Source organism: Tsukamurella asaccharolytica, from assembly GCF_007858435.1.
In the GTDB taxonomy this organism is placed as follows: Bacteria; Actinomycetota; Actinomycetes; order Mycobacteriales; family Mycobacteriaceae; genus Tsukamurella; species Tsukamurella asaccharolytica.
This window is the reverse complement of the sequence record NZ_VIGW01000004.1, coordinates 102,671-127,177: the sequence shown is the minus strand read 5'-3', so window position 1 is coordinate 127,177 and position 24,507 is coordinate 102,671. Positions and strand designations below refer to the sequence as shown.

Sequence of the window (24,507 nt, the reverse complement as noted above, 5' to 3'; positions counted from 1 at the left end):
GGCCTTACTGCTTGACCAGCGGGTTGGCGCCGTTGAGCAGGATCCACACAGTGACGGCCGCGGCCACCGCGACGATCAGCCACACGACGGAACCGATGTGCGGCCGCCGCGCCCAGCCCCGGTTGAAGTCGAGGGAGATCTTGCCGGGCCCGGTCAGGATGATCGCCACCGCCGCGAACAGGAGGAGCAGCTCGAACTCGACGCCGTTGTCCTGGGCGAAGAAGACGAAGCCGCTGCCCACAGTGGTCAGCTTGAACAGTGTCGCCGAGAGCATCACGCCCACCGCGCCGGCGGCGGCGATCGGGGTGAGCAGGCCGAGGACGAGCATCGCGCCGCCACCCAGCTCGACGACACCGGTGGCGATCGCGATCACCTTGGTGAACCGCTCGAAACCGAGCGACGGATCGTTCCCGTTCTGCAGGTACGCCGCGAAGCCGTCGATGCCCGGGCCACCCCAGATCCCGAAGAGCTTCTGGATGCCGTGCGCGGCGAGGATCACGCCGACGGCGACCCGCAGCACGAGCAGACCGAGGTCCGTGGTGCCACGGCGCGCGGCCTTGCGCGCCGCCTCCAGTTCGGCGGGAACGTCGGCGACGGGCTTGCCGAACCGGCGCCCGGGCTGCGGCGCGATCTGCTCCGTGGCCGCGCTCTCCAGAGGGATCCCCTCGGCCTCGGCACGGGCCTGCGCGGCCCGCTCGCGCCCCAGTCGGCGGTTGTAGCGCTTGCCGAACTCGTCGCGCTCGTCGCTCGACAGGTCAGCGCGCTCCGTCGCGGCGTCCGGGGAGGTCCCGGAGGTGGAGATCGCCGCGGTGGCTGCGTTCGCCGCCGCGATCGCGGCCGCGAGGTCGCTGGTGTCCGGCACGGAGGCCGCCGGTTCGTTGCCCGCCGTCGAGGGCGTGCTCGACGTCGAGGGCGTGCTCGACGTCGAGGGCATGCTCGACGTCGAGGGCATGCTCGAGGCCGGGGGCGTCGTGCCCGCCGACGCATCTGCCGACGCGCCCGCGGGCTCGTCGCGGTAGCGGGGAAGCGCGGGCCCGATGCCCGTGTCCGAATCGTCGTGGGGGTCCAGGATGAATCCGCCCGTGGGGTGCCGCTCGCCGAACCGGGGCAGCTCGCCCGTGGACCGGAAGTCGTAAGGGGAGTCGGCCGCACCCTTGCTGGTCTCGTTCTCGGTTCCGTCCTTTTCGCTCACGCAATCCACACTAGAGTGCGAACGCGCCGCGGGCCGGGAGCGAACCGCCTTCGGGCCCCGATCGGTAGGGTGGCGGCATGAGTGTGGGGACCCGGCGTGCGCGTTCCGGCGTGCGGCGCGCCGTCGTGGTCGCGACGGCCGCGGCGCTGCTGGCGGGCTGCGCGGACTTCTCCGGCAGCGAGGCCGCGCCCTTCACCGGCCCGCCGACGGGCCAGGCCACCACCACCACCAAGCCGCCCGGCCCCGCCCGGCCGAGCGCGGCGCCGAAGACGCCGGGACCGTGCATCGATCAGGACGCGAACGTGCTCGCCACGTGCCTCACCGAGCCCACCGATCTGATCCCGACCGATGAGTTCGAACACGCCTACGTCGCCGAGCGGGGCGGGGCGATCATGTACACCACTACCGACATGCCGAACCTGGAGGTCCTGCGGATCGGCGTGGACACCGCGGGTGACGGCGGACTCACGGCGATCGCGCTGTCACCGTCGTACAACCAGGACCGCCTGTTCTACGCCTACGTGAGTACGCCCACGGACAATCGCGTGGTGCGGGTGACGCCGGGCGACGACCCGAAGGTGATCCTCGCCGGGATCCCCAAGGGAGCGACGGGCAATGCCGGCTCGCTGCTGTTCTCGGGCCGCGACCTGATCGTCGCCACCGGAAACGCGGGCGATGCGACCGCGGCCCGCGACCCGGGCTCGCTGGCCGGAAAGGTGCTCCTCCTACCCGCGCCCGACACGATCTCCCCTGTCCGCCCCAGAGTGCTCGCCACCGACGGCGGTGTCCGGCAGTCCCTGTGCGGCGCCCCCGGCGGCGGACCGCTGTTCGTCGCCGACCAGGGACTGACGCAGGACCGGCTGCGCGTGCTGACGCCGAACGCGCCCGCGTCCGTGGTGTGGAGCTGGCCCGACCGGCCGGGCCTCTCGGGCTGCGCGGTCGTGCCCGGCGGCGTCTTCGTCAGCGAGTCGCGCGCAGGAAAGGTCGAGATGCTCAGGCTCCCCGACGGACCGACCACGGCGAACGGCGAGCCGATCCAAGTGCTCGACCGCGCGCGGTACGGCATCTTCGGCCGCCTCACGACCGGTCCGCGGGACACGCCGCAGGGCGTCACGACGAACAAGCCGAACCCGCAGGCCCCCACCGACGACCGAGTCGTCCTGATCCCCCTGCCGAGCGGCGAATCCACCGCCACCGACGACTGAGCCGCCGGGCCCCGCAGCTGACCGGGTCAGTCCGACCGGCGGAGCGGCGTCGACCGCGCCGTCACTCGCAGGCGGCGAGGACCAGTTCCCGGACGCGCGCTGCGTCGGCCTGGCCGCGGGTGGCCTTCATGACGTCGCCGACGATCTTGCCCGCGGCCTGGACCTTGCCGGCCTTGATCTTGTCCACGATGTCGGGGTTGGCGGCGAGCGCGTCGTCGACGGCCTTCTGCAGCGCACCGTCGTCGCGCACCACCTCCAGGCCGCGTGCGGCGACGACCTCGTCGGGCTCGCCCTCGCCGTCGAGCACGCCGACGATGACCTGCTGGGCCAGCTTGCTGGTGAGTTTGCCCTCGTCGACCAGGGCGATCACGCGGGCGACCTGGGCCGGTGTGATGGCCAGGGCGTCCAGCTCGACGGAGCGCGTGTTCGCCTGCTGCGGCAGGAAGCTGCCCCACCACGACCGCGCCGCATCCGGGGTGGCCCCGGCGTCGACGGTGGCGATGATCCGGTCGATCGCGCCGAGGTTCACCAGATCGCGCATCACCTCGTCGGACAGCGCCCAGTCGGACTGGATCCGGGCCCGGCGCAGCCACGGCAGCTCGGGAATCGTCGCCCGCAGTTCCTCGACGAGCTCCGCCGGCGGCGCGACGGGGCCGAGGTCGGGGTCCGGGAAGTACCGGTAGTCGTCGGCGGTCTCCTTGGGCCGACCGGCAGTGGTCGTGCCGTCGCCCTCCTGGAAGTGCCGGGTCTCGAGGACCACCTCGCCGCCGCCGTCGAGCACCGCGGCCTGGCGCCGCATCTCGTACCGCACGGCCACCTCGACCGAGCGCAACGAGTTGACGTTCTTGGTCTCGGTGCGGGTGCCGAACTCCGTGGCACCGATCGGCTTGAGCGAGACGTTCGAGTCGCAGCGCATCGAGCCCTGATCCATGCGGACGTCGGAGACGTCGAGCGAGGCGAGCAGGTCGCGCAGCGCGGTCACGTAGGCACGCGCGATCTCGGGTGCACGCTCCCCCGCGCCCTCGATGGGCCGGGAGACGATCTCCACCAGCGGCACGCCCGCGCGGTTGAAATCGAGCAGCGAGTGCGAGGCGCCGTGGATCCGCCCCGTCGCAGAACCCACGTGCGTGGACTTGCCGGTGTCCTCCTCCATGTGCGCGCGCTCGATCTCCACGCGCCACGTCGTGCCGTCCTCGAGCGGGACGTCGAGGTAGCCGTCGTAGGCGATCGGATCCTCGTACTGACTGATCTGGTAGTTCTTCGGCTGATCCGGGTAGAAGTAGTTCTTCCGCGCGAACACCGAGCTCGGCCGGATCGAGCAGTTCAGGGCGAGGCCGATGCGGATGGCCGAGCGCACCGCCTCGCGGTTGGCCACAGGCAGCGCGCCGGGCATGCCGAGGCACGTGGGGCACACCTGGGTATTCGGTTCGGCGCCGAACTCGGTGCGGCAACCGCAGAACATCTTGGTGGCCGTGCCGAGCTCGACGTGGACCTCCATGCCCATGACGGGCTCGTAGCGGGCGACGACGTCCGCGTACTCGGGAAGGTCGATGTCGTGGGGCTCGGCACTCATGCCTCCAGCCTAATGGGCGCCGGTCAGCGCACCGAGACGGCCACCGCGTCGAGGGTCAGCGCGTCGGGGGTCACCCCGGCGTCACGACCCCCGTCTCGTAGGCGTAGACCACCGCCTGCGCCCGGTCCCGCAGGCCGAGCTTCTGCAGGACCTTGCTGACGTGCGTCTTCACGGTCTGGTCGGAGACGAACAGGGCCGCGGCGATCTCGGCGTTGGACCGTCCGGCGGCGACGGCCTCGAGCACCTCGCGCTCACGCGGCGTGAGCGTCGCGAGCTCGGGGGGCGCGGTCCGACGGTGCGCCCGGGCGGCGGTGACCTCGGCGATCATCCGTCGGGTGACCGACGGGGCGAGCAGCGACTGGCCCTCGTGCACCACCCGGACGGCGCGGACCAGCTCCTCGGCGGGCGCGTCCTTGAGCATGAAGCCGGACGCCCCGACGCGCAGCGCCTCGTAGACGTAGTCGTCGATGTCGAAGGTGGTGAGCATCAGCACCCGCACGCCGTCGTGCCGGCGCAGGATCTCGGCGGCGGCCTGCAGCCCGTTCATCTCGGGCATGCGCACGTCCATGAGCACCACGTCGGGCTGCAGCCGCGCGACCTCCGCGACCGCGGCCTTCCCGTCGGGCGCGTCCCCGATCACGGAGATGTCCGGCTGCGCTCCCAGCAGGGCGCCGAAGCCCTGCCGGACCATGGCCTGATCGTCGGCGATGAACACGGTGATGGGCACGGCACCAACCCTAGGCGGTGGCGCCGTCGGGGCGGGCCGGGAGCGCGGCGCGGACCGCGAAGCCCCCGCCCGCGGTCGGCGTCGCCGACAGGGAGCCGCCGACGGTGCGCGCCCGCTTAGCCATGCCGGGGATGCCCTGCCCCAGACCGGGGCCGCCGAGGTCGGCGTCGGAGGTCCGCGGGCCGTTCTCGATGCTCAGGTGGAGCGTTCCCGTGTCGAGCGTGAGGGCGACGGTGATCGCGGCGCCCTGCGCGTGCCGGGTCGCGTTCGCGATGGACTCCTGCACGATGCGGTACGCGACGAGCGCGGTGCTCTCCCCGATCGCGGTCGGGTCGGGCAGCGGCAGATAGTCGACGACGACCCCCGCCGCGCGGGCGCCGTCGATCAGCTCGTCGACGCCGCCGAGGCCGGGCGCCGGGGCGAGATCGGCCGAGGCGTCGTCGAGCCGCAGTACGCCGAGCAGGGCGCGGACCTCGTTGAGGGCCTCGCGGGCGGAGACGGCGATCCCGTCGAACTCGGCGCGGGCCCGCTCGGACACGTCGGGCACGCGGTACTGGGCGGTCTGGGCCTGGACCACGACGAGCGACATCCGGTGCGCGACGATGTCGTGCAGGTCGCGGGCGATGCGGGTGCGCTCCTCCAGGATGGCGCGGCGGCCCCGCTCGAGCTCACTGACCTCGGTCTGCGCCTCGAGCCGGTTGCGGGACTGCAGCGCCAGGCGCAGCAGCAGGATGATCACGAGCGAGACCATGATTCCCGCGACCCAGCCGCCGCCGGTGCCGTCCTGCGCGTTGATCCAGAACAGCACGGACGAGGCCGCGGCGATGACGATCGCGTCGAGCGGCGAACATTTGAGGAAGGCGATCCAGCTGGTGATGAGCATCGCCAGGATCAGCGAGACCTGCCAGTTCCACTGCCAGTCCTGTTTCGCGTCGAACCAGAGCAACGGGAAGACGGCGGCCGTCGCGGCGACGATCCCCCACGCGGCGCGCGGGTGGGACCAGGCGATGGCGATGGGGAGGACGGAGAGGCCGCTGATGATCGGGAGCAGCGCCGCCGGCACCGCGAACTGCTCGTTGAGAGTGGGCCAGGCGACAGCCCACATGATGAGCGCGAGCAGCAGGAACAGCCAGTTGATCTTCCGGGACAGGAAAGTCCCGAGCGGCGTCGCGTGCAGCGCCCCGTCCGGGGCCTTGATGTGCAGCTCGCTCTGCCGGTCCAGGTAGCGGCCTGCGCGCACCGTGGCCCGTCCGAACCGCTCGATCCTCTTCGTGGTCGTCCTCATGGCAGGCAACGCTAGGGCCAGAGGACGCTCGGAGTCCTCATACTTCCGGGTGATATCGAACCCCTCGCGCAGCCGATCCGGAGGCCGGTCCGGCGTTCCTAGCGTCGCTGTCCATGAACCGTCGCATGCTCGCCGCCGCAGCCGTACTCGCCGTCCCCCTGTCGTTCGGGATCTCCCTCCCCGCCGCCGCGGGCGACACCCCCGAGCGCGACGACCCCGCCACCGCGGCCGCGGTCCGCGCCGTCACCGACCCCGCGCTCGACGCCGCCGCCCAGGTCCGCGCGGTGCCGCGCGGCCTGGGGTACGCCGCGGCGGCCGGCCCGGGCTACGCCGTGAACCCGCACGGCGATTGCTCGTCCGTCGTGCGGCTGCCCGCGGATTTCGACGCGCCGTGCAAGGCGCACGACCTGGGCTACGACCTGCTCCGCCACGCCGACGCCGCCGGGCGACCCCTGGGCGGGTGGGCCCGCCTCCGGATCGACGATGCCTTCGCCGACCGACTGGCCGCAGCCTGTGCGGCGCGTCCGGTGGCGCAGCGCCGCCAGTGCACCGAGGTGGCCGGGTTGGCGGTGCTGGCGGTGCGCGCCAACACCTGGCGCCAACACGACGGTCCGCCGCGCGCCGAGTCCGCACGCGAGCTCGTCACGAGCTGGCTCACGGGCGGAGACCGGCTGTGATCGCCCGGCCGCACCTCCGCGGCGGGGTGCTCACCGGCTACGCCGTGGGAGTGGCGTGCGCGCTGTCCCCGAACCAATTGCCGCGCGCCGTCGCGGTCCAATTCGCGGTGAGCCTACTGTTCGGCGCCATCGGGGCGCTGGCCGGTTGGGTGGTCGTGCGCCGGCGGGAGCCGTCCGACGGTGGCGGCCGCCTCGCGATGTACCTGCTGGCGGCGGCGCTGGTGGGGTGGGTGTTGTGGCAGAACCACCTTCGGGTCGCGGCCGGTGCGGAACCGGTGGGGCCGGTTGCCTTCGCCACGCTCGCCGGTGCCGTCATGGCGGCGCCGTTGGCGGGCGGCGCGCTGTGGCCCGTGCGCGCCCGGGCCGCCGTCGCGGTGCTGGCCGGTGTCGCGGTGCTGGCCGGTGTCGCGGTGACGGCCGGGATCGCCTGGCCCGCAACGGCGACCTCGGCGGAGGCCGCGTCGTACGCGGAGCGCTTCGCGGGTATCGAGTCCTCGGCACCGGGCGTGCGGGCGTACGCCTCCCTGACCGACGGCGCCACCCCTTCCGCGCGCGCCGCGGTGGCGGTGGACCGGCTCATCGCCGCGGGCGGCCTCGCGCGGCGGGCGGTGGTGATCGCGGTGCCCACCGGATCCGGCTGGGTGGATCCGCATTTCGTCCGCGGCGTGGAGGAGTCGCTGCACGGCGACAGCGCGATCGTGGCGGTGCAGTACACCGAGATGCCGAGCTGGCAGTCGTTCGTCCTGTATCGCGACGCCGCCGCCGCGAGCACGGCCGCGCTGATCGACGAGCTGCACCGGCGGGCACCGTCGACCCGGGTCCGGGTGTACGGGCAGAGCCTGGGAACGGTGGGGGTGCTCGCGGCGCAGCGGCGCGCGGCCGAGCTCGGCACCCCCGTCGCCGCGACGCTGCAGGTGGGCACGCCCGCTGGCGTGGCGCTTGCGGGGCCCGCCCAGCTCAACGCCTCCGATCCGGTCGGGATCTGGTCGGCGCGGCTGCTGGTCGCACCGCCGGAGCGGGCCGCGTCGGGCTCGGGGCGCGCCACCCCGCGGCCGCCGTGGCTGCCCGTGCTCTCGTTCGTCCAGGCGACCGTCGACCTGCTGGGTGCCACCGCGCCGCCGCCCGGCCTGGGGCACCGCTACGACGAGCGGCAGGGATCTGAGCTGGTCGCGGACCTCGTCGCGCGAGCAGCGGCACCACTCCCAAATATCTGACTTAACAGCGTTAGCCCAGGTCTCCTCCTGGGACTTCTCCTGCATCGGTCGCTAGCTACCCGCAGGTAACCGATCAAGAGGAACCACGACACGGGCTCACGCGTCCAATGAACATGGGGGCTTTCGAGCGCGAGGTGCATCGGTCGGCGGACCTGATCGCCGCCGTGGGACGGTATGCGGCGGAGAAGGACTACCTCTGCGTCACACCCGGCTTCCGGGTTCCGCGCGGAAGCACCGGCGGCGCGGTCGGAGACCTCGCGACGGCGATGATCCGCCAGTACCCCGGATCCGTGCTGTGCGGCTGGACGGCGGCCCGACTGCACCTGCACACGATGGCGAAGTCCCGGGAGTCCGTCGAAATTCTCGGGCCGAAGCAGATCCGCCGACGCGGCGTGATCAGTCGCACCGCCGAATTCGACGCGGGCGACATCGTCGTCCGCTACGGGCTGCCGTGCACCTCACCGCTCCGCACGACGATGGACCTCCTTCGCTACACCGCCGGCGACGAGGGCATCGCCGCCGCGGACCAGTGCCTCCGCGTTTTCGGCAGGCCGGCGACGGCGCACCGTCCGGCCTGGGTGTCGCGCCCGGCGATGGCGACCGCGGCGCAGATCGAGGCCGAGCTCGCGCGACGCGAGTGGTGGCGGGGCACCCGCATCCGGGCCGTTCTCGACGAGGCCGACGGTCGCGCCCAATCGCCGTGGGAGACCTTCTCCCGCTTGACGCTCCATCGCGCCGGACTGACGACCATGATCCCGCAGGTCCCCGTGCTCGACGGCGAGTACTTCCTCGACCTCGCCGACGAGCAGCACAAGGTCGCCGTGGAATACGACGGCGCCTACCATCGCGACGCGAGGCAACACGCCGCCGACGTCGAGCGTTGGAACGTGCTCGAGAAGGACCTCGGCTGGAACCTCATCATCGTCACCTCGGGGCCGCTGACGAACCGCCCGGACGTCCTCCTTCGCCGCGTCCGCCGAGCTCTCGCCGACCACGACTTCCAGCTACCGACAGGTAGCTAGCACCGGGTGCAGACGTTTCCGCAGGAAGCCCTCTGGACTAACGCTGTTAAGTCGGGAAGTGGGAAGAACCCAGTGGTGCCGCGGAGGGCGGGGTCAGGGCGCTGTCAGGCGACGGGGCCGCGGGCGGCCTCGTACGCGGCGCCGACCTTGTAGAGCCGGTCGTCCGCCTGCGCGGGCGCCAGGATCTGCAGGCCGACGGGGAGCCCGTCGTCCGCCGACAGCCCCGAGGGCACCGACATGCCGCAGTGGCCGGCGAGGTTCGTCGGCAGCGTGAACAGGTCGAACAGGTACATCGCCAGCGGATCGCCGACCTTCTCCCCCAGCGTGAACGCCGTGGTGGGGGTGGTGGGCGAGACGATCACATCGACCTGCTCGTAGGCGCGCGCGAAGTCCTCCGCGAGCAGGGTGCGCACCTTCTGCGCACTGCCGTAGTAGGCGTCGTAGTAGCCGGAGCTCAGCGCGTAGGTGCCGATCATGATGCGCCGCTTGACCTCCGGGCCGAAGCCGGCCTCGCGGGTGAGAGCCATGACCTCCTCCGCCGAGTGCGTGCCGTCGTCGCCCGTCCGGAGCCCGTAGCGCATGGCGTCGAACCGGGCGAGGTTCGAGGAGACCTCCGACGGGAGGATCAGGTAGTAGGCGGCGAGCGAGTACTGCAGCGTGGGCAGCGAGACCTCGACCGTCTCGGCGCCCAAGTCGCGCAGCTGCTGCACGGCCTTCTCGAAGGACGCCTGGACGCCGGCCTCGGTGCCGTCGGCGCCGAACTCCTTGACCAGGCCCACGCGGACACCCTTCAGGTCGCCGGAGGCACCCGCGCGCGCGGCGGCCACCACGCCGGGCACGGCGGCGTCGAGCGAGGTGGCATCGCGCGGGTCGTGCCCAGCGATCACTTCGTGCAGGAGCGCGGTGTCGAGGACGGTGCGCGCGCACGGCCCGCCCTGGTCCAGCGACGAGGCGCAGGCGACCAAGCCGTAGCGCGAGACGGCGCCGTACGTCGGCCGCACGCCGACGGTGGCCGTCAGCGACGCGGGCTGCCGGATGGAGCCACCGGTGTCGGTACCGATGGCGAGCGGCGCCTCGTAGGAGGCGAGCGCGGCAGCGCTGCCGCCACCCGAGCCGCCCGGGGTGCGGTCGGCCGCCCACGGGTTGCGGGTGACGCCGTAGGCGGAGTTCTCCGTCGACGACCCCATGGCGAACTCGTCCATATTGGTCTTGCCGAGGATCGGGATGCCCGCGGCGCGCAGCTTCGCGGTGACGGTCGCGTCGTACGGCGCCGTCCAGCCCTCGAGGATCTTCGAGCCGCAGGTGGTGGGCGCGTCGGTCGTGGTGAAGACGTCCTTGAGCGCCAGCGGCACGCCGGCGAGCGCGGACGCGGTCTGCTCGCCGCGGGCGCGGGCCTCGTCGACGGCGCGGGCGGCCGCGAGGGCCTCCTCGCCCGAGACGTGAAGGAACGCGCCCAGCTCGCCGTCGACCTCGGCGATCCGGTCCAGGTGCGCCTGGGTGACCTCAACGGAGCTCAGGTCACCCGAAGCGATCTTCGCGGCCAGGTCGGCGGCGTTCGCGCCGGTGATCTCGTTCGATGCACGCAGATCGGTCACGGTCACTCCTCCCCCAGGATGCGCGGCACGGCGAAGCGGTCGCCCTCGCGGTTCGGGGCGCCCGAGAGCGCCTCCTCCGGCGTCAGGCTCCGGACGGGGCTGTCCGCGCGGTTCACGTTCACGTTGCCCTCCGGGAGGCTGAGCGGCGCGACGTCCGCGTCGCCGACCTCGGTCACCACCTTGACGTGCTCGAGGATCGAATCGAGCTGCGTGGCGAAGACGTCGAGCTCTTCGTCGGTGACGGCGAGGCGCGACAGGCGCGCCAGGTGGGCGACCTCGTCCCGGGAGATGGCAGACATGCCCTAGATCCTAGGCGGCGCGGCCGTCCTCGCGCCCACCACCCGGTAGCGACCGCAGAGGAAGGACTTGTTGCGCGCCCACTCGACGAGCTCGAAGTCGAAGGCGCGCGGGAACAAGGGCCGCCCGGACCCGACGGTGGCGGGTGCGTAGCTGATCACCACCTCGTCGAGCATGCCCGCCTCGGCGAACTGGGCCGCGAGATCACCGCCACCGACCACCCACACGCCCTTCTCCCCCGCGGCCTCCTCGATCGTCCCGCGGAGCTCGGCCGGGGCGCCCGCCACGAAGCGCACCCCGGGGTGGATCGGTTCCAGCTCCCGGTGGGTGAAGACGAACACCGCGTAGTCGCCGTAGTACCACGGCTCGTCGCCGGCCTCGACCCGATCGACCACCCACTGGTAGGTGGTGTAGCCCATCACGATCGCGCCGACTCCGGCCATGTACTCCTCGATGTTCATCGGCCCGCCGTCGTCGATCGGCTGGCTCAGCAGCCAGTCCAGGCTGTCGTTCTCGTCGGCGAGGAAGCCGTCGAGCGTGGACGCGGTGTAGTACGAGTAGGCGGTCATGGTGCTCCTCCGGTGATGCGTCGGTGCCAGATGATGGGATCGGGGTCCAGTTCGGGGGTGTCGAGAGCGACGCCGGCATCGGCCAGCATCCAGCGCGCCAGCAGCCGACGGTGCGCGGAGAAGGTCAGCTCGTGCACCACGATCTGCGAGAGCAGGAAGGACTCGGGCGGATCGCAGAGCGCGTCGATCACCCGATCGCCCCACGCCCCACGGCGTTCGATGTCGCGGATCAGTCCCAGCCACCGCGGCGAGATCCGTTCGTGGTGGGCGCGAAGAACATCGGGAGCGGCGTCGGGATCGCGCCGGGGCTCGGGGTCGCCCGCGATCGTCGCGAGCCACGGCCCGGTGCTGTGCACGAGGTGCCACATCACCTGGGCGAGCGACTCGTCCGGCCCGTCCCAGTGCCGCGGGGTCGATCCGGGGAGCCGCACCCTCCGGTACTCCTCGTCCGGCAGCTCCGCCACCGCATCGAGCAGCGCACCGATGTCGGCGGCGTCGTGCTGGATCTGCAGCGCGAGCACGTCGCCCGTCGATTCCTCCTTCCCGCCCTCGACGTACAGCACCGTCGGCGAGTGGAAGTGCAGGCCGTTCGGCGACGGCAGCCAGTGCCCGACGGTGGCGGGGAGCTGCGAGGGCGAATGCCCGTAGGCGCGGGCGAAAGCACGGATGAAGCCCTCGACGGATTCGTATCCCGCGGCGAAGGCGGCGTCGGTCACCGTCGACCCGCGCTGCAGCTCCCAGGCGGCGCGCTCGAGCAGGACCCGGCGACGCAGCGCGACCGGCGATTCGCCCGCGCGGGCACGTACCTGCCGGGCGAAGTGATGCAGCGAGCTGTGCGCGCCGGTGGCCATCGCGTCGAGGCTGTCGTGCGCATCGGCGAGGACGGACTCGAGGAGTCGGCGCAGCGGGTCGACGGGTTCGGGCATGGGAACCAGTATCGACCGTGGAGCCGCCCCGCCGCTTGACCGTTCTTGCTACTTCGTCAGGTCAGCGAGCGCCGCTCCAGCCACGGCTTGAGTCGTGCCGTGACCCACGGCAGGACCAGGAAGACCATGAGCGGGGTGTTGATCAGTGTCGCGATCACGGTGCGGCCGACGAGGCCCCAGCCGTGCGCGGGCAGGAACGTCAGGTGCGGCAGCACCAGGAAGTTGATCAGCAGCGACAGCGGGAGGAAGCCGAGCCAGATAGCGACGGCCTGCTTCCACCGCGGCGGCACCGCGGTGACCGGGGAAGCCACGGGGCCGGCACCGTCGGCCTGCGGCTCGAACCAGCCCTCGATCCCGGACAGCCGGTGCGTGGCGGTCTCGACGGCGAGGCCCTCGCACCGCTCGAGCCAGTGCTTGCGCACACGGGAGCGCTGCCAGTCGTTCAACTCCTCGTCGGAGGCGAAGCGGTAGATCACGAAGTAGAGCTCGGGGTCGTCCGCGGATCGGACCCACCCGCCGCCCAGGAAGCCGCGATAGGTTCGGGCCAGCGCGATCCCCGCTTCGGTCCAGGCCAGGAATTCGTGCTCGCGGCCGGGAGCGATACGTCGGGCGACGGAGGTCAGCGAGGCCTTGTGAGCCTCTTCTGCCTCCGACCGGGTCTCGGTGTGGGGCATGTGCACCAGTGTCGGGGCCGACGGCCCGTGACACCAACCGTGGCGGTGTGATCTTGCCGACGCCCTGCCGGGGCGCCGGGATTGCCGCACCGAGACCGGGCAGGATCAGCGCGGCGATGGCCCGGGTGCCACAATCGGGGAGTGTCCTATCTCCTGCGCGTTCGCCTCACCGACCGCCCCGGCAGCCTGGGTTCTCTGGCCGTGGCCCTCGGCTCGGTGGGCGCCGACATCCTCTCGCTCGACGTCGTGGAGCGCGGCGACGGCTACGCGGTGGACGACATCGTGGTGGACCTGGGGCCGCAGTCGCTGCCCGACACCCTGATCACCGCCGCGGAGTCCCTGGACGGCATCACCGTCGATTCGATCCGCCCGTACGCCGACGTGCTGGACACCCATCGCGAGCTGGAACTCATCGATCACGTCGCCGCGGCGGGCCGCGACCAGCTGCAACTGCTCGCAGACCAAGTGCCGCGTGTGCTGCGGGTGGGCTGGTGCGCCGTGCTGGGCAATACCTCCGACACGCCCTGGCCGGTCTTCGGCTCCTCCGGCCTGCCGGAGACGCCGCCGGCGCACCTCGACTTCCTGCCGCTCCACGGACCCGTCGTCCTCGATGCCGAGGCCGATTGGGTACCGGAGGCCTGGCAGCAGGTCGACACGAAGCTGGCCGCGGCACCGTTGGGCGCGATCGGCAAGGTCGTGCTCGTCGGCCGGCCCGGCGGCCCGGACTTCCGCCCGTCCGAGGTGGCACGGCTGGGCTACCTCGCAGGCATCGTGGCGACGGTGCTGGTCCGCTAGGTGCAGCGAGGCCGGCATCGGCCGAGACAGTCTTTCGCGTTGGTATAGACAGCGCCGTATCCACCGGGGTGTGACCCGCCGCACTCCGACAGTCGAACTGGAGAAGATCTGATGACCACCGTCACCGTCGGCATCGGCCCCGTCAGCCCCGAGGACGTCCTGCGGGTCGCCCGCGAGGGCGCCGCCGTGGAGCTGTCACAGGAGTCGCTGGACGCGATGGCCGCCACCCGCGCGCACATCCGTGCGCTCGCCGACAGTCCCGATCCCGTGTACGGCGTGTCCACCGGCTTCGGCGCGCTGGCCACCCGGCACATCCCCACCGAACTGCGCAAGCAGTTGCAGCGCAGCCTGATCCGGTCGCACGCCGCCGGCTCCGGGCCGGAGGTCGAGCGCGAGGTGATCCGGGGCCTCATGCTGCTGCGCCTGTCCACCCTCGCGACCGGGCGCACCGGCGTGCGCCCGGAGGTCGCGCAGACCTACGCCGCGTTGCTCACCGCGGGTATCACCCCCGTCGTGCACGAGTACGGCAGTCTGGGCTGCTCGGGCGATCTCGCGCCCCTGGCGCACTGCGCGCTCGCGGTCATCGGCGAGGGCACGGTTCGCACGGCCGACGATGCGCTCGTCCCCGCCGCGCAGGCCCTAGCGGCCGCCGGGATCACCCCCGTGGTGCTGGAGGAGAAGGAGGGACTCGCCCTCATCAACGGCACCGACGGCATGCTCGGCATGCTCGTCATGGCCTGCCACGACCTGCGAGGCCTCCTCACACTCGCGGATATCACCGCGGCGATGACCGTCGAGGGCCTCCTGGGCACCGACCGCGTCTTCGCCGCCGACCTGCAGGCCCTGCGGCCTCAGCCCGGGCAGGCCGTCGCGGCCGCGAACATGGCGCGCCTGCTCGACGGTTCGCCTATCGTCGCGAGCCATCGCAACGACACCGCAGTGGTGCAGGACGCCTACTCGCTGCGCTGCGCCCCGATCGTCGCCGGCGCCGCCCGCGACACCGTCGCGCACGCGGAGGCCGTCGCCGGGTACGAGCTCGCCAGCGCCGTGGACAACCCCGTCATCACGCTCGACGGTCGCGTCGAGTCGAACGGCAACTTCCACGGCGCCCCGGTCGCCTACGTCCTGGACTTCCTCGCCATCGTCGCCGCCGACGTGGCGTCGATGAGCGAGCGGCGCACGGACCGGTTCCTCGACAAGGCGCGCAACCACGGGCTGAACCCGTTCCTCGCGGACGACCCGGGCGTCGACTCGGGCCACATGATCGCGCAGTACACCCAGGCCGCGATCGTCTCCGAGCTCAAGCGGCTCGCGGCACCGTCGTCGGTGGACTCGATCCCCTCCTCCGCGATGCAGGAGGACCACGTGTCGATGGGCTGGTCCGCCGCGCGCAAGCTGCGCCGCGCGATCGACGGCCTGACCCGCGTCCTGGCGATCGAGGCCCTGACCGCGGCCCGCGCGATCGACCTGCGCGCCCCGCTGCACCCTGCTGCGGCGACCGGCGCCGTCCGCGACCTCATCCGCAGCCGCGTCGAGGGCCCCGGCACCGACCGGTACCTCGCCCCCGAGATCGAGGCGGTCGTCGAACTCGCCGCCTCCGGCGCGCTCGTCGGGGCCGCGGAGCGCGTCGCGGGCGACCTGGCCTGATCCCCGGCGTTCATTACGCCTCAGGCTCGTCGGCGGCGGGTAGCCGCACCGCGTCCGGCCCCTCCGCCAGTAATGTGGTGAAGCCGTCCTCGTCGAGGATCGGCACCCCCAGTTGCTCCGCCTTCTCGGCCTTGGAGCCCGGCGCATCGCCGATCACCACGAAGGCCGTCTTCTTCGAGACGCTGCCCGCGGCCTTGCCGCCGCGCACCAGGATCGCCTCCTTGGCTTCGTCGCGCGAGTAGTTCTGCAGTGACCCGGTGACCACGATGGACATGCCCTCGAGGGTGCGCTGCACCGATTCGTCTCGCTCATCCTCGAGGCGCACGCCGGCGGCGCGCCACTTCTCGATGATCTCGCGGTGCCAGTCGACCGTGAACCAGTCGATCACCGCCTCGGCGATCGTGCGGCCCACCCCGTCGACCTCGGCCAGCCGATCGACATCGGCTTCCGCGATGGCGTCGAGGCTGCCGAGCTCCTGCGCGAGCGCGCGCGCGGCCGACGGCCCGACGTGCCGGATCGACAGCCCCACGAGTACCCGCCACAGCGGCTTGTTCTTGGCCACATCGAGATTGGTGAGCAGGCGCTGCGCGTTGGCGGAGAGCCCACCGCCGTCGTTGGTGAACAGCGGGACCTGCAGCAGGTCCTCCGCGGTGAGCGAGAAGACGTCGCCCTCGTTGTGCAGCACCGGTGAGGCGGTGAGCGCGGAGGCCGCCTCGTAGCCCAGGCCCTCGATGTCGAAGCAAGTGCGGCCCGCCAGGTAGAACAGCCGCTCACGGAGCTGCGCGGGGCAGGTCTCCGTATTGGGGCAGCGGATGTCGGCGTCGCCCTCCTTCGACGGGGCGAGCGTCGCGCCGCACTCCGGGCAGGTGACCGGCATGACGAAGGCCCGCTCGCTGCCGTCGCGCAGGTCGACGACCGGGCCCAGTACCTCGGGAATCACGTCGCCCGCCTTGCGAATGGTGACCGTGTCGCCGATGAGGACCCCCTTGCGTTCCACCTCGGAGGCGTTGTGCAGCGTCGCGAATTCCACCGTCGAGCCGGCGACGGTGACCGGCGCCATGTAGGCGTACGGAGTGACGCGGCCCGTACGGCCGACGTTGACCCGGATGTCGAGCAGCTTCGTGGTCACCTCCTCCGGGGGGTACTTGTAGGCGATGGCCCATCGCGGCGCGCGGGAGGTGGCGCCCAGGCGGCGCTGGAGGGAGATCTCGTCGACCTTCACCACCAAGCCGTCGATCTCGTGCTCCGGGTCGTGCCGGTGCTCGCCCCAGTAGAGCACGCGGTCCACCACCGCATCGGCCCCCGTCACCTGCTTGGTGTGGGCCGAGACGGGCAGCCCCCACGCGGCGAGAGCACGGTAGGCGTCGTGCAGCGAGGACGGCGACCACTGGCCCTGGATCCGCCCGAGGCCGTGGCAGATCATCCCGAGCCGGCGGCGCGAGGTGATCTGCGGGTTCTTCTGCCGCAGTGATCCGGCCGCGGAGTTGCGCGGATTGGCGAAGGGCGGCTTGCCCTCCGCGACGAGACCGGCGTTGAGCTCCTCGAAATCGGCGAGGCGGAAGAAGACCTCCCCGCGCACCTCGAGGACCTCCGGGATCGGGAACTCGTCCGACGGGGTGAGCACGTGCGGCACGTCCCGCAGGGTGCGCGCGTTCAGCGTGACGTCCTCGCCGGTGCGGCCGTCACCGCGCGTGGCGCCGCGCACCAGGGAGCCGTTCTCGTACACGAGGTTCAGCGCGACGCCGTCGATCTTGAGCTCGGTGAGCAGGACGACCTCGCCGCCGACGTCCTTCTGCACCCGCGCGATCCAGTCGCGCAGCTCGCCCTCGTCGAAGACGTTGTCCAGCGACATCATCCGCTCGAGGTGATCGACCGCCGTGAACTCGGTGGAGAAGCCGCCGCCCACCAGTTTGGTGGGCGAATCGGCCACCGCGAGCTCCGGGAAAGCCGTCTCCAGGTCCTGCAGGCGGCGCAGCAACGCGTCGAACTCCCCATCGGAGAGCACGGGCGCGTCCTGCACGTAGTACCGGAACTGGTGCCCGCGCACCTCCTCCGCGAGTTCCTGCCACGCACGGCGGTCGTCCTCGGTCAGCTCCTCGGCCATGCCCAGAAGATTAGTCCAGCCGCCTGACAGGAAGCGGTAACGCTCGGCGCCCGCGGCCACGATCACACATGTGAGCGGCATCCAGCCGGCGGTGCTGCGATCGACCCGACGGAAGGATCGCCATGCATGTCACCCGAACCAGCGTGATCGGCGCCGCGTCGACTGCGCTACTCACGGCCGCACTCGCCCCCGCGGCCGGCGCCGATGTGGGCTCGCTCTGCGCAAACGACCCCAACGGTATCGTCGCCTACGCTGCCAACGCGGTGCGTCAGCAGGCGCCCGCGCCGCCCGCGGTGATCCCCGGCGAGATGGGCGTTTCCGTCATCCCGACGCCGTGGAAGGACGCGGACTGGAACGCGAGCCTGCGGTGGCGCAACCTCGACACCGGCGCACAGGGCTCGGTGTCGACGGCCCCGCTGAGTGATGGCCTCGCAATCTTCGACCGCGTGCCCACGCAGCCCGGCACGGTCGTCTTCACCGTGCGGACCGAACGGATCGGCATCGACCCGCCGGCACTGGAGTGTCACAGCTCCGTACGGATCTCCTAGGACACGCTCGCTCCAGCGACCGCGCCGGCGACGCGGCGCAGGTGCTCCGCAGCGGCGCCCTCGTCGGTGTCGACAGCGGGGTACAGGACGTCCGTCACGCCGGCCTCGGCCCAGCGGGCCAGCCGGTCCCGTTCGGGGCTGCCGTCGAGCGCGACGATGCGCGGGGCACCGTCACGCCCGTGCTCCCGCCAAATCGCGGCGAACCGGCGCGCGGCGGCGGCGATCCCCCGGTCCTGCGGGGTCGTGATCCAGCCGTCGGCGTTCTTCGCGATCCAGGAGAAGTTCTTGTCGGTGCCGCCCGCCCCGACGAGGACGGGCACCGCGCGCGACGGCTTGGGCCAGGCCCAGCTCGGGCCGAAGCGGACGAATTCACCCTCGTACTGCGCCTCCTCGTCGCGCCAGAGCGCCCGCATTGCCTCGAGATACTCACGCAGCATCGTCCGGCGGCGCCCCGCGGGCACGCCGTGGTCGGCGAGCTCGTCGAGGTTCCAGCCGAAACCGACGCCGAGGGCGACGCGTCCGCTGGAGAGGTGATCGACGGTGGCGATCGTCTTCGCGAGGGTGATCGGGTCGGCCTGCACCGGCAGCGCGACGGCGGTCGCGAGCTCGATCCGCTCGGTCACCGCCGCGGCCGCCGCGAGCGAGGTCCACGGGTCGAGGGTGCGCAGGTAGCGGTCGTCGGGGAGCTCGGCCGTGCCGGTCCCTGGGTGGGCGGCGTCGCGCCGGGTGGGAATGTGCCCGTGCTCGGGCACGAAGTAGGACGCGAAGCCGGCCGCCTCGATCAGCGGCGCAAGTCGCTGGGGTGGCAGGCCCCGATCGGAGGTGAACTGGACGATGCCGACGCGGGGCCGCTGATCACTCACCCTCGCAGTAGAACATGTTCCACCGGCGAGCGGGTGCGATCCGCCCTAAGGTCTCTGGACATGCCCCATCCGATCATGTTCTCCGACGACGATCCGGTGCTCGCGCAGGTGCGGACGATCGCGCTCGCGTTCCCCGAAGCCACGGAGAAGATCGCCCACGGCCGCCCGACGTTCCGCTGCGGCAAGATGTTCGCGATGTACGGCGGCGGCACGAAGAAGACCGCCACGCGGCCGCACGAGCAGCGCAACACGAGCGTGTTGTTCATCGCGGACCCCGCCGAACGCGCGGCGCTCGAGCAGGACGCGCGGTTCTACCTGCCCGCGTACCTGGCGTCCGCCGGCTGGATCGGACTCGACCTGACGATCGGCACCGTCGACTGGGACGAGGTGCGCGAACTCGTCGACGCGAGCTACCGGCAGATCGCCCCGAAGCGCGCGATCGCCGCGCTCGAGGGGGCGTAGCGGAGCGTCCCGGCCCCTCGCCGGCTAGGCCACCGACGCCTCGGCCACGACCGAACGGATCTCCTTGCACGTGTCGAGAATCGGTCGGATCCCGGGCGAATCGGGCGAACCACATACGGGCGTCACCGTCGCGCGGGCGAGCTCGCGCCGCGGCAGGCCGACCTCGTCGTAGAGCTGCAAGGCCGGGGCGGCCAGTTCCTGCGGAGTCCGGCGGCGCGGGCCCGGCACCGCGGGCGCGAGGCCCAATCCCACGACGGTCCGCGACTCGGCGAGTTCCCCGAAGCCCTCGTAGTCGGCCGCGGAGAGCCGCGTCGCGTCGAGCAGCGCGCCATCGACGGGGACCCGGCGGACGACGCCCCAGTCGATGGGTCCGCACAGGTGCAGCAGGACCGGGGCCCCGTCGTCCTGGAGGGCCTCGACCACGGCACCGAGCAGCTCGGCGGCCTCGGGCGCGGGGACGGCGCGCACCGGGTCCAGCTTGGTGAGCGCGGGGACGGTACCGTGCACGACCGACCACAGCGAGGGCTCGTCGAGCTGCAGCACGACCGCGGCGCCCAGCCGTCGCCGCAGGTCGGCGATGTGCCGGACCAGGCCCTCCGCGAGCGAGGCCGCGATGTCGCGCATCGCTCCGCGGTCGCGGGCCACGCGGTGGCCGTTCGGCAACTCCAGGCCCGCGGCGAGCGTCAACGGGCCCGCGAACTGGGTCTTGACCAGTCCACCGCCCCGGCGACCGGCGAGCTCGTACGCCTCCTCGAAGGCGTCGAGGTCCCGCTCCAGGTAGTCGCCGGTGCGCCGCGCAACGCGGCCGTCGCGCACCCCGATCCGGTAACCAGTGGTGGAGACGTCCAGCCCGATGTCGACGAATAGGCCGGCGGCGCGGCCGATCATGTCGGCGCCGATCCCCCGGTGCGGGAGTTCGGGCAGGAAGGGAACCTCGAGCTCGCCCACGACGGTGGCGGCCGCCTCCCGGGGATCCGTTCCGGGCACCGAGCCGATCCCCGTCACCCCTCCGACCAGCGGCGCGAGGGAATCAGACATGCGCGCCGTCGTGCGCGGTCGAGCGGATCGTGCCCGAGCCCAGTACCAGGTCGCCGCGCTCGGGGTCCGGGGCGTATAGCACCGCGGCCTGCCCGGGGGCCACGCCCCGCAGCGGCGTCGCGAGGTCCATCACGAGGCGATCGCCGTCGGCGCGGACGGTCACCGGGGCGAGGCCGCCGTGCGCGCGCACCTGCACCACCGCCTCGACGGGGCCGGACGGCGCGCTCCCGGAGGTCCAGACGGCACCGTCGGCGACGATGCGGGTGACATCGAGACGCTCGCCGCGCCCGACTGTCACCTCCCCGGTGGCGGCGTCGATGGCGGTGACGTAGCGGGGCTCGCCGTCGCGGGCGGGGCCGGGCAGGCCGAGACCCTTGCGCTGGCCGATCGTGAACTCGTGGACGCCGGCGTGCTCGCCGAGCCGTTCGCCGGTCTCGCCGTCGATGACGGCGCCGGGCCGGACGCCGATGCGGGCGCCGAGGAAGGCCTGCGTGTCACCGGACGGGATGAAGCAGATGTCATGGCTGTCGGGCTTGTCCGCCAGCGCGAGGCCGCGGCGGGCGGCCTCCTCGCGGATCAGCGGCTTCGGCGTGTCGCCGACGGGGAACAGCGCGCGCGAGAGTTGCTCGGCGGTGAGTACGGCGAGCACGTACGACTGGTCCTTGTCGGCGTCGACAGCGCGGCGCAGTCGGCCGCCCTCGAGGCGCGCGTAGTGGCCGGTCGCGACGGCGTCGAAGCCCAGCGCGTACGCCCGCTCGGCGAGCGCGGAGAACTTGATCTTCTCGTTGCAACGCAGGCACGGATTCGGCGTCTCTCCCGCGGCGTAGGCGGCGACGAAGTCGTCGATCACGTCCTCACGGAAGCGGTCGGCGAAATCCCAGACGTAGAAGGGGATACCCAGGACGTCGGCGGCGCGGCGGGCATCGCCGGCGTCCTCCTTGGAGCAGCAGCCCCGCGCGCCGGTCCGCAGGGTTCCCGGCGCCTCGGACAGTGCCAGGTGCACGCCCACCACGTCGTGGCCGGCCTCGACCGCCCGCGCCGCCGCGACGGCGGAGTCCACGCCACCGCTCATCGCGGCCAGCACGCGCATCAGCGGGCCCCGGTGAAGCTGAGCCCGGCGGCGCGGGCCCGGTCGACGACCTGCGCGAGCGCGTCGAGCACCGCGTCGATATCGGCCTCGGTCGTCTCCGGGCCGAAGGAGAAGCGCAGCGAGCCGCGCGCAACACCGGCGTCGGCGCCCATGGCCTCGAGGACGTGACTGACCCGGGCGACGCCGGCGCTGCAGGCGGAGCCGGTGGCGCATTCGATGCCGCGGGCGTCGAGCAGCATGAGCAACGAGTCGCCCTCGCAGCCGGCGAAGGAGACGTGCGCGATGCCCGGCAGCGCCGGGATGCCGTGCGCGGCGCCGCCGTTGATGACGACGCCCTCGAGGCCGCGGACGCCCGCGATCAAGCGGTCACGCAGCGCGGCACGGCGGGGGGACTCCTCGTCCATCCGCCCGACCGCCGCGGTCAGCGCGGCGGCCATGCCGGCGGCGCCGGCGACGTTGGGCGTGCCGGAGCGCAGATCGCGCTCGTGGCCGCCGCCGTGGACCAGCGGCACCAGGGCGACGTTCCGGCCGATGAGCATGGTGCCCACGCCCTGCGGTCCGCCGAACTTGTGCGCGGCGTTGGTGAGCACGGCGAGGCCGCTGGCGTCGAAATCGATGGGCACGTGGCCGGTGGCCTGCGTGGCGTCGGAGTGCATCGGCACGTCGTGGCGGGCGCACTCGGTGGCGAGCTCGGCGATCGGCTGCATCGTGCCGACCTCGTTGTTGGCCCACATGACGCTGACCAGCGCGACGGTGCCGGCCGCCTCCTCGAGCGCGGATCGCAGGTCGGCGGGGTCGACGAGCCCACGGTGATCCACGGGCAACAGCCGCACGACGGCGCCCTCGTGCTCGCCGAGCCACGCGATCGCATCGAGCACGGCGTGGTGCTCGACCGCGGAGGCGATCACCGTCACGGCGTCGGGGTTCGCGGCGCGGCGCGCCCAGTACAGGCCCTTGACGGCGAGGTTCACGGCCTCGGTCCCTCCGCCCGTGAAGACCACCTCGGAGGGACGGGCACCCAACTCACGGGCGATCGACTCGCGCGATTCCTCGAGGATGCGGCGCGCTCGGCGGCCGGAGCCGTGCTGCGAGGAGGCATTGCCCGGTTGCGCGGACGCCTGCGCCATCGCCGCCAGCGCCTCGGGCACCATCGGGGTGTCCGCGGCGTGGTCGAGGTAGACGGTCTTCTCGCGGTCAGGAGTCATCGCGTCCCCAGGATACGCCGGGCTCCCTCCGCGCCGATACCGTCCGGCGGTCAGGCGGCCCGGGCCGCCTCGACAGGGGCCGCCGCGACCGCACCGTCGAACTCTGCGTCGGCGAAGACGGCAGCCTCGGCCCGCGCGGCGAGCGCCCCGCGGCCTGCGGTGACCCACTGGCCGGCGTCGATCACCTCGGTGGCGTGCACGCGGACGGCGACGCCGCGCGCGGCGATGACGCGGGAGAGGGTGCTGATCTCGGTGTCGTCGCCGACGTAGGCCGCGACGGTGCTCTGCCGCGCGCCGCGTGCAGGTCCGGGCAGCCGCATCGAGTAGCGCAACGAGACGGGCACCACGTCGGCGCGGGCGTCGATCGCGGCCTGGAAGAAGGCGGGCCGGAAGTCGCCGCGGTGGACCCCGCAGTACGTGGTGCCCTCGGGGAAGAGCGCGACGGTACCGCCCCGGCGGAGCAGGTCCGCGACGTGATCGACGGTGCCCGGCAGCTCGCGCAGGCGCTCGCGGCGCAGCGGGATCGCGCCGAACGCGCGCATGAGCGTCGCGACCGGGCGGACATCGAAGATGTCGGCCTTGGCGACGAACGCGGCGGGCGCGATCGAGGCGATCGCGACGATGTCCAGTAGCGACTGGTGATTGGCCACGACCAGGGAGCGCAGCGGCACGTTGCCCACCGGCTCGACGCGCATCCCGAGCGAGAACAGCATCGCCCGCGCGCCGCCGCGGATGACGACCCGCCGGGCCGTCGCGCCGCACGGGTAGGCGAGCGCCAGGGCGAGCAGGCCGCACACCAGCACCGTCACGAGCGCCGCCCAGCGCACCGCCCGCAGCCAGGCCGCGGTCTCCTGCGGCTCGCCGTCGGAGCAGGCCCCGTCGCACGGGGAGACCTGTTGCCAGGGGTGCCGGGCCAGTTCCGTGACGGGGATCATGATCAGAGGCTTCCCGCCGCCTGCTGCAGCCGTTCGAGGTAGCGCACATTGAACCGTGTGCGGTCGATGATCATCGGGAAGTCGGCGACGTCGAAGACCGGGTCGAAGCTGGGCGCGCCGAGGATCTCCGCGTTCATCCGGAGATACCCGGTGACCAGCGGCGGGAAGGTGCGGCGGGACGCGGGCTCGGCGGTGATCTCCTCGACCTCGGTCCGCGGGGTCACCACCCACTGGGAGCGGTGCTTGGCGTCGACCAGCTCGCGGACGGCGCGGACCGTCGCGCCGCGGTCGTAGCCCTCGTACTGCATCGGGACGCTGACGGCGCCCATCGCGTACCGGATCCCGCGCAGGTCGCTGTAGGCGAGCAGGCCCGCCCACATGAGGCACAGGACGCCGCCGGTGCGGTGGTCGGCGCGCACGCAGGCCCGCCCCATCTCCAGCGTCTCCGGGCGGATGTGGTCCAGCGCGCCGAGCTCGAACTCCGTGGCCAGGTAGAGGCCCCCGGCGGCGATCGCTCCGGGCGGCGGGAGGATCCGGTAGCAGCCGACGACCGCGTCGCTGGGCTTGTGCCGGATCACGAGGTGGTCGCAGAACTCGTCGAAGCGGTCGGCGTCGCGGCCGTCGACGACCCCCGCCATCGAGGCCTCGAACCCCGGCTCCGAGCCGAAGACCTCGTAGCGCAGCCGCTGCACCGTATCGACGTCGTCGGCACGGGTCGTGAGCACCACCTCGTACTCGGACCCGTGGATCAGGGTTTCGCGCGCGGGGGTCCGGCCGGTGAGCAGTGTTCCCGGTGTACTCATGCCCTCACAGTGGGCCGGTCAGGCGACCTGCCGGTGAACCGCGACCGAGCGCGTCGGTGAA

At 72.5% G+C, this 24,507-nt stretch carries 25 protein-coding genes; 9 read left to right on the top strand and 16 right to left on the bottom strand.

Going from position 1 to position 24,507, the window contains the following annotated elements:
- Window positions 1-4 precede the first annotated feature (4 nt).
- Window positions 5-862, bottom strand: a complete 858-nt coding sequence (locus FK529_RS09725; protein ID WP_146560793.1) for a DoxX family protein — start codon at window positions 860-862, stop codon at window positions 5-7.
- Here FK529_RS09725 and FK529_RS20015 point away from each other — a divergent pair.
- Window positions 852-1,019: a hypothetical protein gene (locus FK529_RS20015; RefSeq protein ID WP_158635090.1), complete on the top strand. Its 168-nt coding sequence runs from the start codon at window positions 852-854 to the stop codon at window positions 1,017-1,019. The two genes, FK529_RS09725 and FK529_RS20015, sit on opposite strands and share 11 nt — an antisense overlap.
- A gap of 250 nt (window positions 1,020-1,269) precedes the next feature.
- Window positions 1,270-2,397, top strand: coding sequence for a PQQ-dependent sugar dehydrogenase (locus FK529_RS09720; protein WP_146560792.1), 1,128 nt, complete (start codon window positions 1,270-1,272; stop codon window positions 2,395-2,397).
- Between the two features lie 61 nt (window positions 2,398-2,458).
- Here the strand turns inward: FK529_RS09720 and gatB are convergent, their stop codons facing one another.
- From gatB to FK529_RS09705, 3 genes are all read right to left on the bottom strand, one after another.
- A complete protein-coding gene (gene gatB, locus FK529_RS09715; RefSeq protein WP_146560791.1) occupies window positions 2,459-3,970 on the bottom strand; it encodes an Asp-tRNA(Asn)/Glu-tRNA(Gln) amidotransferase subunit GatB in 1,512 nt (503 codons plus the stop codon).
- Between the two features lie 70 nt (window positions 3,971-4,040).
- Window positions 4,041-4,697, bottom strand: a complete 657-nt coding sequence (locus tag FK529_RS09710; protein WP_146560790.1) for a response regulator — start codon at window positions 4,695-4,697, stop codon at window positions 4,041-4,043.
- Between the two features lie 10 nt (window positions 4,698-4,707).
- Window positions 4,708-5,982 carry a sensor histidine kinase gene (locus FK529_RS09705; protein ID WP_146560789.1) on the bottom strand — a complete coding sequence of 425 codons (1,275 nt, stop codon included), beginning with the start codon at window positions 5,980-5,982 and terminating at the stop codon, window positions 4,708-4,710.
- Between the two features lie 113 nt (window positions 5,983-6,095).
- On the opposite strand from FK529_RS09705, the gene FK529_RS09700 reads away from it, so the two are divergent.
- The 3 genes from FK529_RS09700 to FK529_RS09690 all read left to right on the top strand — a co-directional run bounded on the left by FK529_RS09700 (window position 6,096) and on the right by FK529_RS09690 (window position 8,895).
- Window positions 6,096-6,659 carry a hypothetical protein gene (locus tag FK529_RS09700; protein ID WP_146560788.1) on the top strand — a complete coding sequence of 188 codons (564 nt, stop codon included), beginning with the start codon at window positions 6,096-6,098 and terminating at the stop codon, window positions 6,657-6,659.
- Window positions 6,656-7,873, top strand: a complete 1,218-nt coding sequence (locus FK529_RS09695) for an alpha/beta-hydrolase family protein (protein WP_146560787.1) — start codon at window positions 6,656-6,658, stop codon at window positions 7,871-7,873. Before FK529_RS09700 ends, FK529_RS09695 begins: the two co-directional genes overlap by 4 nt.
- Before the next feature lie 113 nt (window positions 7,874-7,986).
- The gene (locus FK529_RS09690) at window positions 7,987-8,895 is read left to right on the top strand and encodes a DUF559 domain-containing protein (RefSeq protein ID WP_158635089.1); all 909 of its coding nucleotides are present in this window, start codon (window positions 7,987-7,989) and stop codon (window positions 8,893-8,895) included.
- Window positions 8,896-8,999: 104 nt separating this feature from the next.
- Here the strand turns inward: FK529_RS09690 and gatA are convergent, their stop codons facing one another.
- Genes gatA through FK529_RS09665 form a run of 5 tightly spaced genes read right to left on the bottom strand, consistent with a single transcriptional unit; the run spans window position 9,000 to window position 12,956 of the window.
- Entirely contained in the window at window positions 9,000-10,490 is a 1,491-nt protein-coding gene (gene gatA / locus FK529_RS09685; RefSeq protein WP_193559680.1) for an Asp-tRNA(Asn)/Glu-tRNA(Gln) amidotransferase subunit GatA, read from the bottom strand.
- A gap of 2 nt (window positions 10,491-10,492) precedes the next feature.
- A complete protein-coding gene (gene gatC / locus FK529_RS09680) occupies window positions 10,493-10,789 on the bottom strand; it encodes an Asp-tRNA(Asn)/Glu-tRNA(Gln) amidotransferase subunit GatC (protein ID WP_146560784.1) in 297 nt (98 codons plus the stop codon).
- Window positions 10,790-10,792: 3 nt separating this feature from the next.
- Window positions 10,793-11,356, bottom strand: coding sequence for a dihydrofolate reductase family protein (locus FK529_RS09675; RefSeq protein WP_146560783.1), 564 nt, complete (start codon window positions 11,354-11,356; stop codon window positions 10,793-10,795).
- On the bottom strand, window positions 11,353-12,282 hold the full coding sequence (locus FK529_RS09670; protein ID WP_146560782.1) for a helix-turn-helix domain-containing protein: 930 nt from the start codon (window positions 12,280-12,282) through the stop codon (window positions 11,353-11,355). The genes FK529_RS09675 and FK529_RS09670 overlap by 4 nt, the downstream gene beginning before the upstream one ends.
- A 56-nt stretch (window positions 12,283-12,338) precedes the next feature.
- Window positions 12,339-12,956, bottom strand: coding sequence for an antibiotic biosynthesis monooxygenase (locus tag FK529_RS09665; RefSeq protein WP_146560781.1), 618 nt, complete (start codon window positions 12,954-12,956; stop codon window positions 12,339-12,341).
- A gap of 141 nt (window positions 12,957-13,097) precedes the next feature.
- Between FK529_RS09665 and FK529_RS09660 the strand changes: the two genes are divergently transcribed.
- Together FK529_RS09660 and hutH are read left to right on the top strand one after the other, a co-directional pair.
- Window positions 13,098-13,751, top strand: coding sequence for an ACT domain-containing protein (locus FK529_RS09660; RefSeq protein ID WP_146560780.1), 654 nt, complete (start codon window positions 13,098-13,100; stop codon window positions 13,749-13,751).
- 111 nt (window positions 13,752-13,862) lie between these two features.
- Window positions 13,863-15,398 (top strand): histidine ammonia-lyase, encoded by a 1,536-nt coding sequence (gene hutH, locus FK529_RS09655; protein WP_146560779.1) that lies wholly within the window; start codon window positions 13,863-13,865, stop codon window positions 15,396-15,398.
- 13 nt (window positions 15,399-15,411) lie between these two features.
- Here hutH and ligA read toward each other — a convergent pair whose 3' ends face one another.
- The gene (gene ligA, locus FK529_RS09650; RefSeq protein WP_146560778.1) at window positions 15,412-17,502 is read right to left on the bottom strand and encodes an NAD-dependent DNA ligase LigA; all 2,091 of its coding nucleotides are present in this window, start codon (window positions 17,500-17,502) and stop codon (window positions 15,412-15,414) included.
- 122 nt (window positions 17,503-17,624) lie between these two features.
- On the opposite strand from ligA, the gene FK529_RS09645 reads away from it, so the two are divergent.
- Window positions 17,625-18,050: a hypothetical protein gene (locus FK529_RS09645; protein WP_146560777.1), complete on the top strand. Its 426-nt coding sequence runs from the start codon at window positions 17,625-17,627 to the stop codon at window positions 18,048-18,050.
- Here the strand turns inward: FK529_RS09645 and FK529_RS09640 are convergent.
- Window positions 18,047-18,913 carry a TIGR03619 family F420-dependent LLM class oxidoreductase gene (locus FK529_RS09640; RefSeq protein WP_146560776.1) on the bottom strand — a complete coding sequence of 289 codons (867 nt, stop codon included), beginning with the start codon at window positions 18,911-18,913 and terminating at the stop codon, window positions 18,047-18,049. The two genes, FK529_RS09645 and FK529_RS09640, sit on opposite strands and share 4 nt — an antisense overlap.
- A 60-nt stretch (window positions 18,914-18,973) precedes the next feature.
- Here FK529_RS09640 and FK529_RS09635 point away from each other — a divergent pair, with 60 nt between their 5' ends.
- On the top strand, window positions 18,974-19,375 hold the full coding sequence (locus FK529_RS09635) for an MmcQ/YjbR family DNA-binding protein (protein ID WP_146560775.1): 402 nt from the start codon (window positions 18,974-18,976) through the stop codon (window positions 19,373-19,375).
- A 24-nt stretch (window positions 19,376-19,399) separates the two neighbouring features.
- On the opposite strand, the gene FK529_RS09630 is transcribed toward FK529_RS09635, so the two are convergent.
- From FK529_RS09630 to FK529_RS09610, 5 genes are read right to left on the bottom strand one after another with little or no spacing between them, the layout of a single operon-like run.
- The gene (locus tag FK529_RS09630) at window positions 19,400-20,413 is read right to left on the bottom strand and encodes a uroporphyrinogen decarboxylase/cobalamine-independent methonine synthase family protein (protein WP_146560774.1); all 1,014 of its coding nucleotides are present in this window, start codon (window positions 20,411-20,413) and stop codon (window positions 19,400-19,402) included.
- Window positions 20,406-21,503, bottom strand: coding sequence for a tRNA 2-thiouridine(34) synthase MnmA (mnmA, locus tag FK529_RS09625; protein ID WP_146560773.1), 1,098 nt, complete (start codon window positions 21,501-21,503; stop codon window positions 20,406-20,408). The genes FK529_RS09630 and mnmA overlap by 8 nt, the downstream gene beginning before the upstream one ends.
- The gene (locus FK529_RS09620) at window positions 21,503-22,708 is read right to left on the bottom strand and encodes a cysteine desulfurase family protein (RefSeq protein ID WP_146560772.1); all 1,206 of its coding nucleotides are present in this window, start codon (window positions 22,706-22,708) and stop codon (window positions 21,503-21,505) included. The genes mnmA and FK529_RS09620 overlap by 1 nt, the downstream gene beginning before the upstream one ends.
- Before the next feature lie 50 nt (window positions 22,709-22,758).
- Entirely contained in the window at window positions 22,759-23,643 is an 885-nt protein-coding gene (locus tag FK529_RS09615) for a lysophospholipid acyltransferase family protein (protein WP_146560771.1), read from the bottom strand.
- A gap of 2 nt (window positions 23,644-23,645) precedes the next feature.
- Window positions 23,646-24,446, bottom strand: a complete 801-nt coding sequence (locus FK529_RS09610) for a GNAT family N-acetyltransferase (protein WP_146560770.1) — start codon at window positions 24,444-24,446, stop codon at window positions 23,646-23,648.
- Window positions 24,447-24,507: the final 61 nt, after the last annotated feature.

Coding starts and splice junctions, on each gene's coding strand:
- FK529_RS09720 (WP_146560792.1), top strand. CDS start 1,270: ATGAGTGTGGGGACCCGGCGTGCGCGTTCCGGCGTGCGGCGCGCCGTC.
- gatB (WP_146560791.1), bottom strand. CDS start 3,970: ATGAGTGCCGAGCCCCACGACATCGACCTTCCCGAGTACGCGGACGTC.
- FK529_RS09705 (WP_146560789.1), bottom strand. CDS start 5,982: ATGAGGACGACCACGAAGAGGATCGAGCGGTTCGGACGGGCCACGGTG.
- FK529_RS09700 (WP_146560788.1), top strand. CDS start 6,096: ATGAACCGTCGCATGCTCGCCGCCGCAGCCGTACTCGCCGTCCCCCTG.
- FK529_RS09690 (WP_158635089.1), top strand. CDS start 7,987: ATGGGGGCTTTCGAGCGCGAGGTGCATCGGTCGGCGGACCTGATCGCC.
- gatC (WP_146560784.1), bottom strand. CDS start 10,789: ATGTCTGCCATCTCCCGGGACGAGGTCGCCCACCTGGCGCGCCTGTCG.
- FK529_RS09675 (WP_146560783.1), bottom strand. CDS start 11,356: ATGACCGCCTACTCGTACTACACCGCGTCCACGCTCGACGGCTTCCTC.
- FK529_RS09670 (WP_146560782.1), bottom strand. CDS start 12,282: ATGCCCGAACCCGTCGACCCGCTGCGCCGACTCCTCGAGTCCGTCCTC.
- FK529_RS09665 (WP_146560781.1), bottom strand. CDS start 12,956: ATGCCCCACACCGAGACCCGGTCGGAGGCAGAAGAGGCTCACAAGGCC.
- hutH (WP_146560779.1), top strand. CDS start 13,863: ATGACCACCGTCACCGTCGGCATCGGCCCCGTCAGCCCCGAGGACGTC.
- ligA (WP_146560778.1), bottom strand. CDS start 17,502: ATGGCCGAGGAGCTGACCGAGGACGACCGCCGTGCGTGGCAGGAACTC.
- FK529_RS09645 (WP_146560777.1), top strand. CDS start 17,625: ATGCATGTCACCCGAACCAGCGTGATCGGCGCCGCGTCGACTGCGCTA.
- FK529_RS09635 (WP_146560775.1), top strand. CDS start 18,974: ATGCCCCATCCGATCATGTTCTCCGACGACGATCCGGTGCTCGCGCAG.
- FK529_RS09630 (WP_146560774.1), bottom strand. CDS start 20,413: ATGTCTGATTCCCTCGCGCCGCTGGTCGGAGGGGTGACGGGGATCGGC.
- mnmA (WP_146560773.1), bottom strand. CDS start 21,503: ATGCGCGTGCTGGCCGCGATGAGCGGTGGCGTGGACTCCGCCGTCGCG.
- FK529_RS09620 (WP_146560772.1), bottom strand. CDS start 22,708: ATGACTCCTGACCGCGAGAAGACCGTCTACCTCGACCACGCCGCGGAC.
- FK529_RS09615 (WP_146560771.1), bottom strand. CDS start 23,643: ATGATCCCCGTCACGGAACTGGCCCGGCACCCCTGGCAACAGGTCTCC.
- FK529_RS09610 (WP_146560770.1), bottom strand. CDS start 24,446: ATGAGTACACCGGGAACACTGCTCACCGGCCGGACCCCCGCGCGCGAA.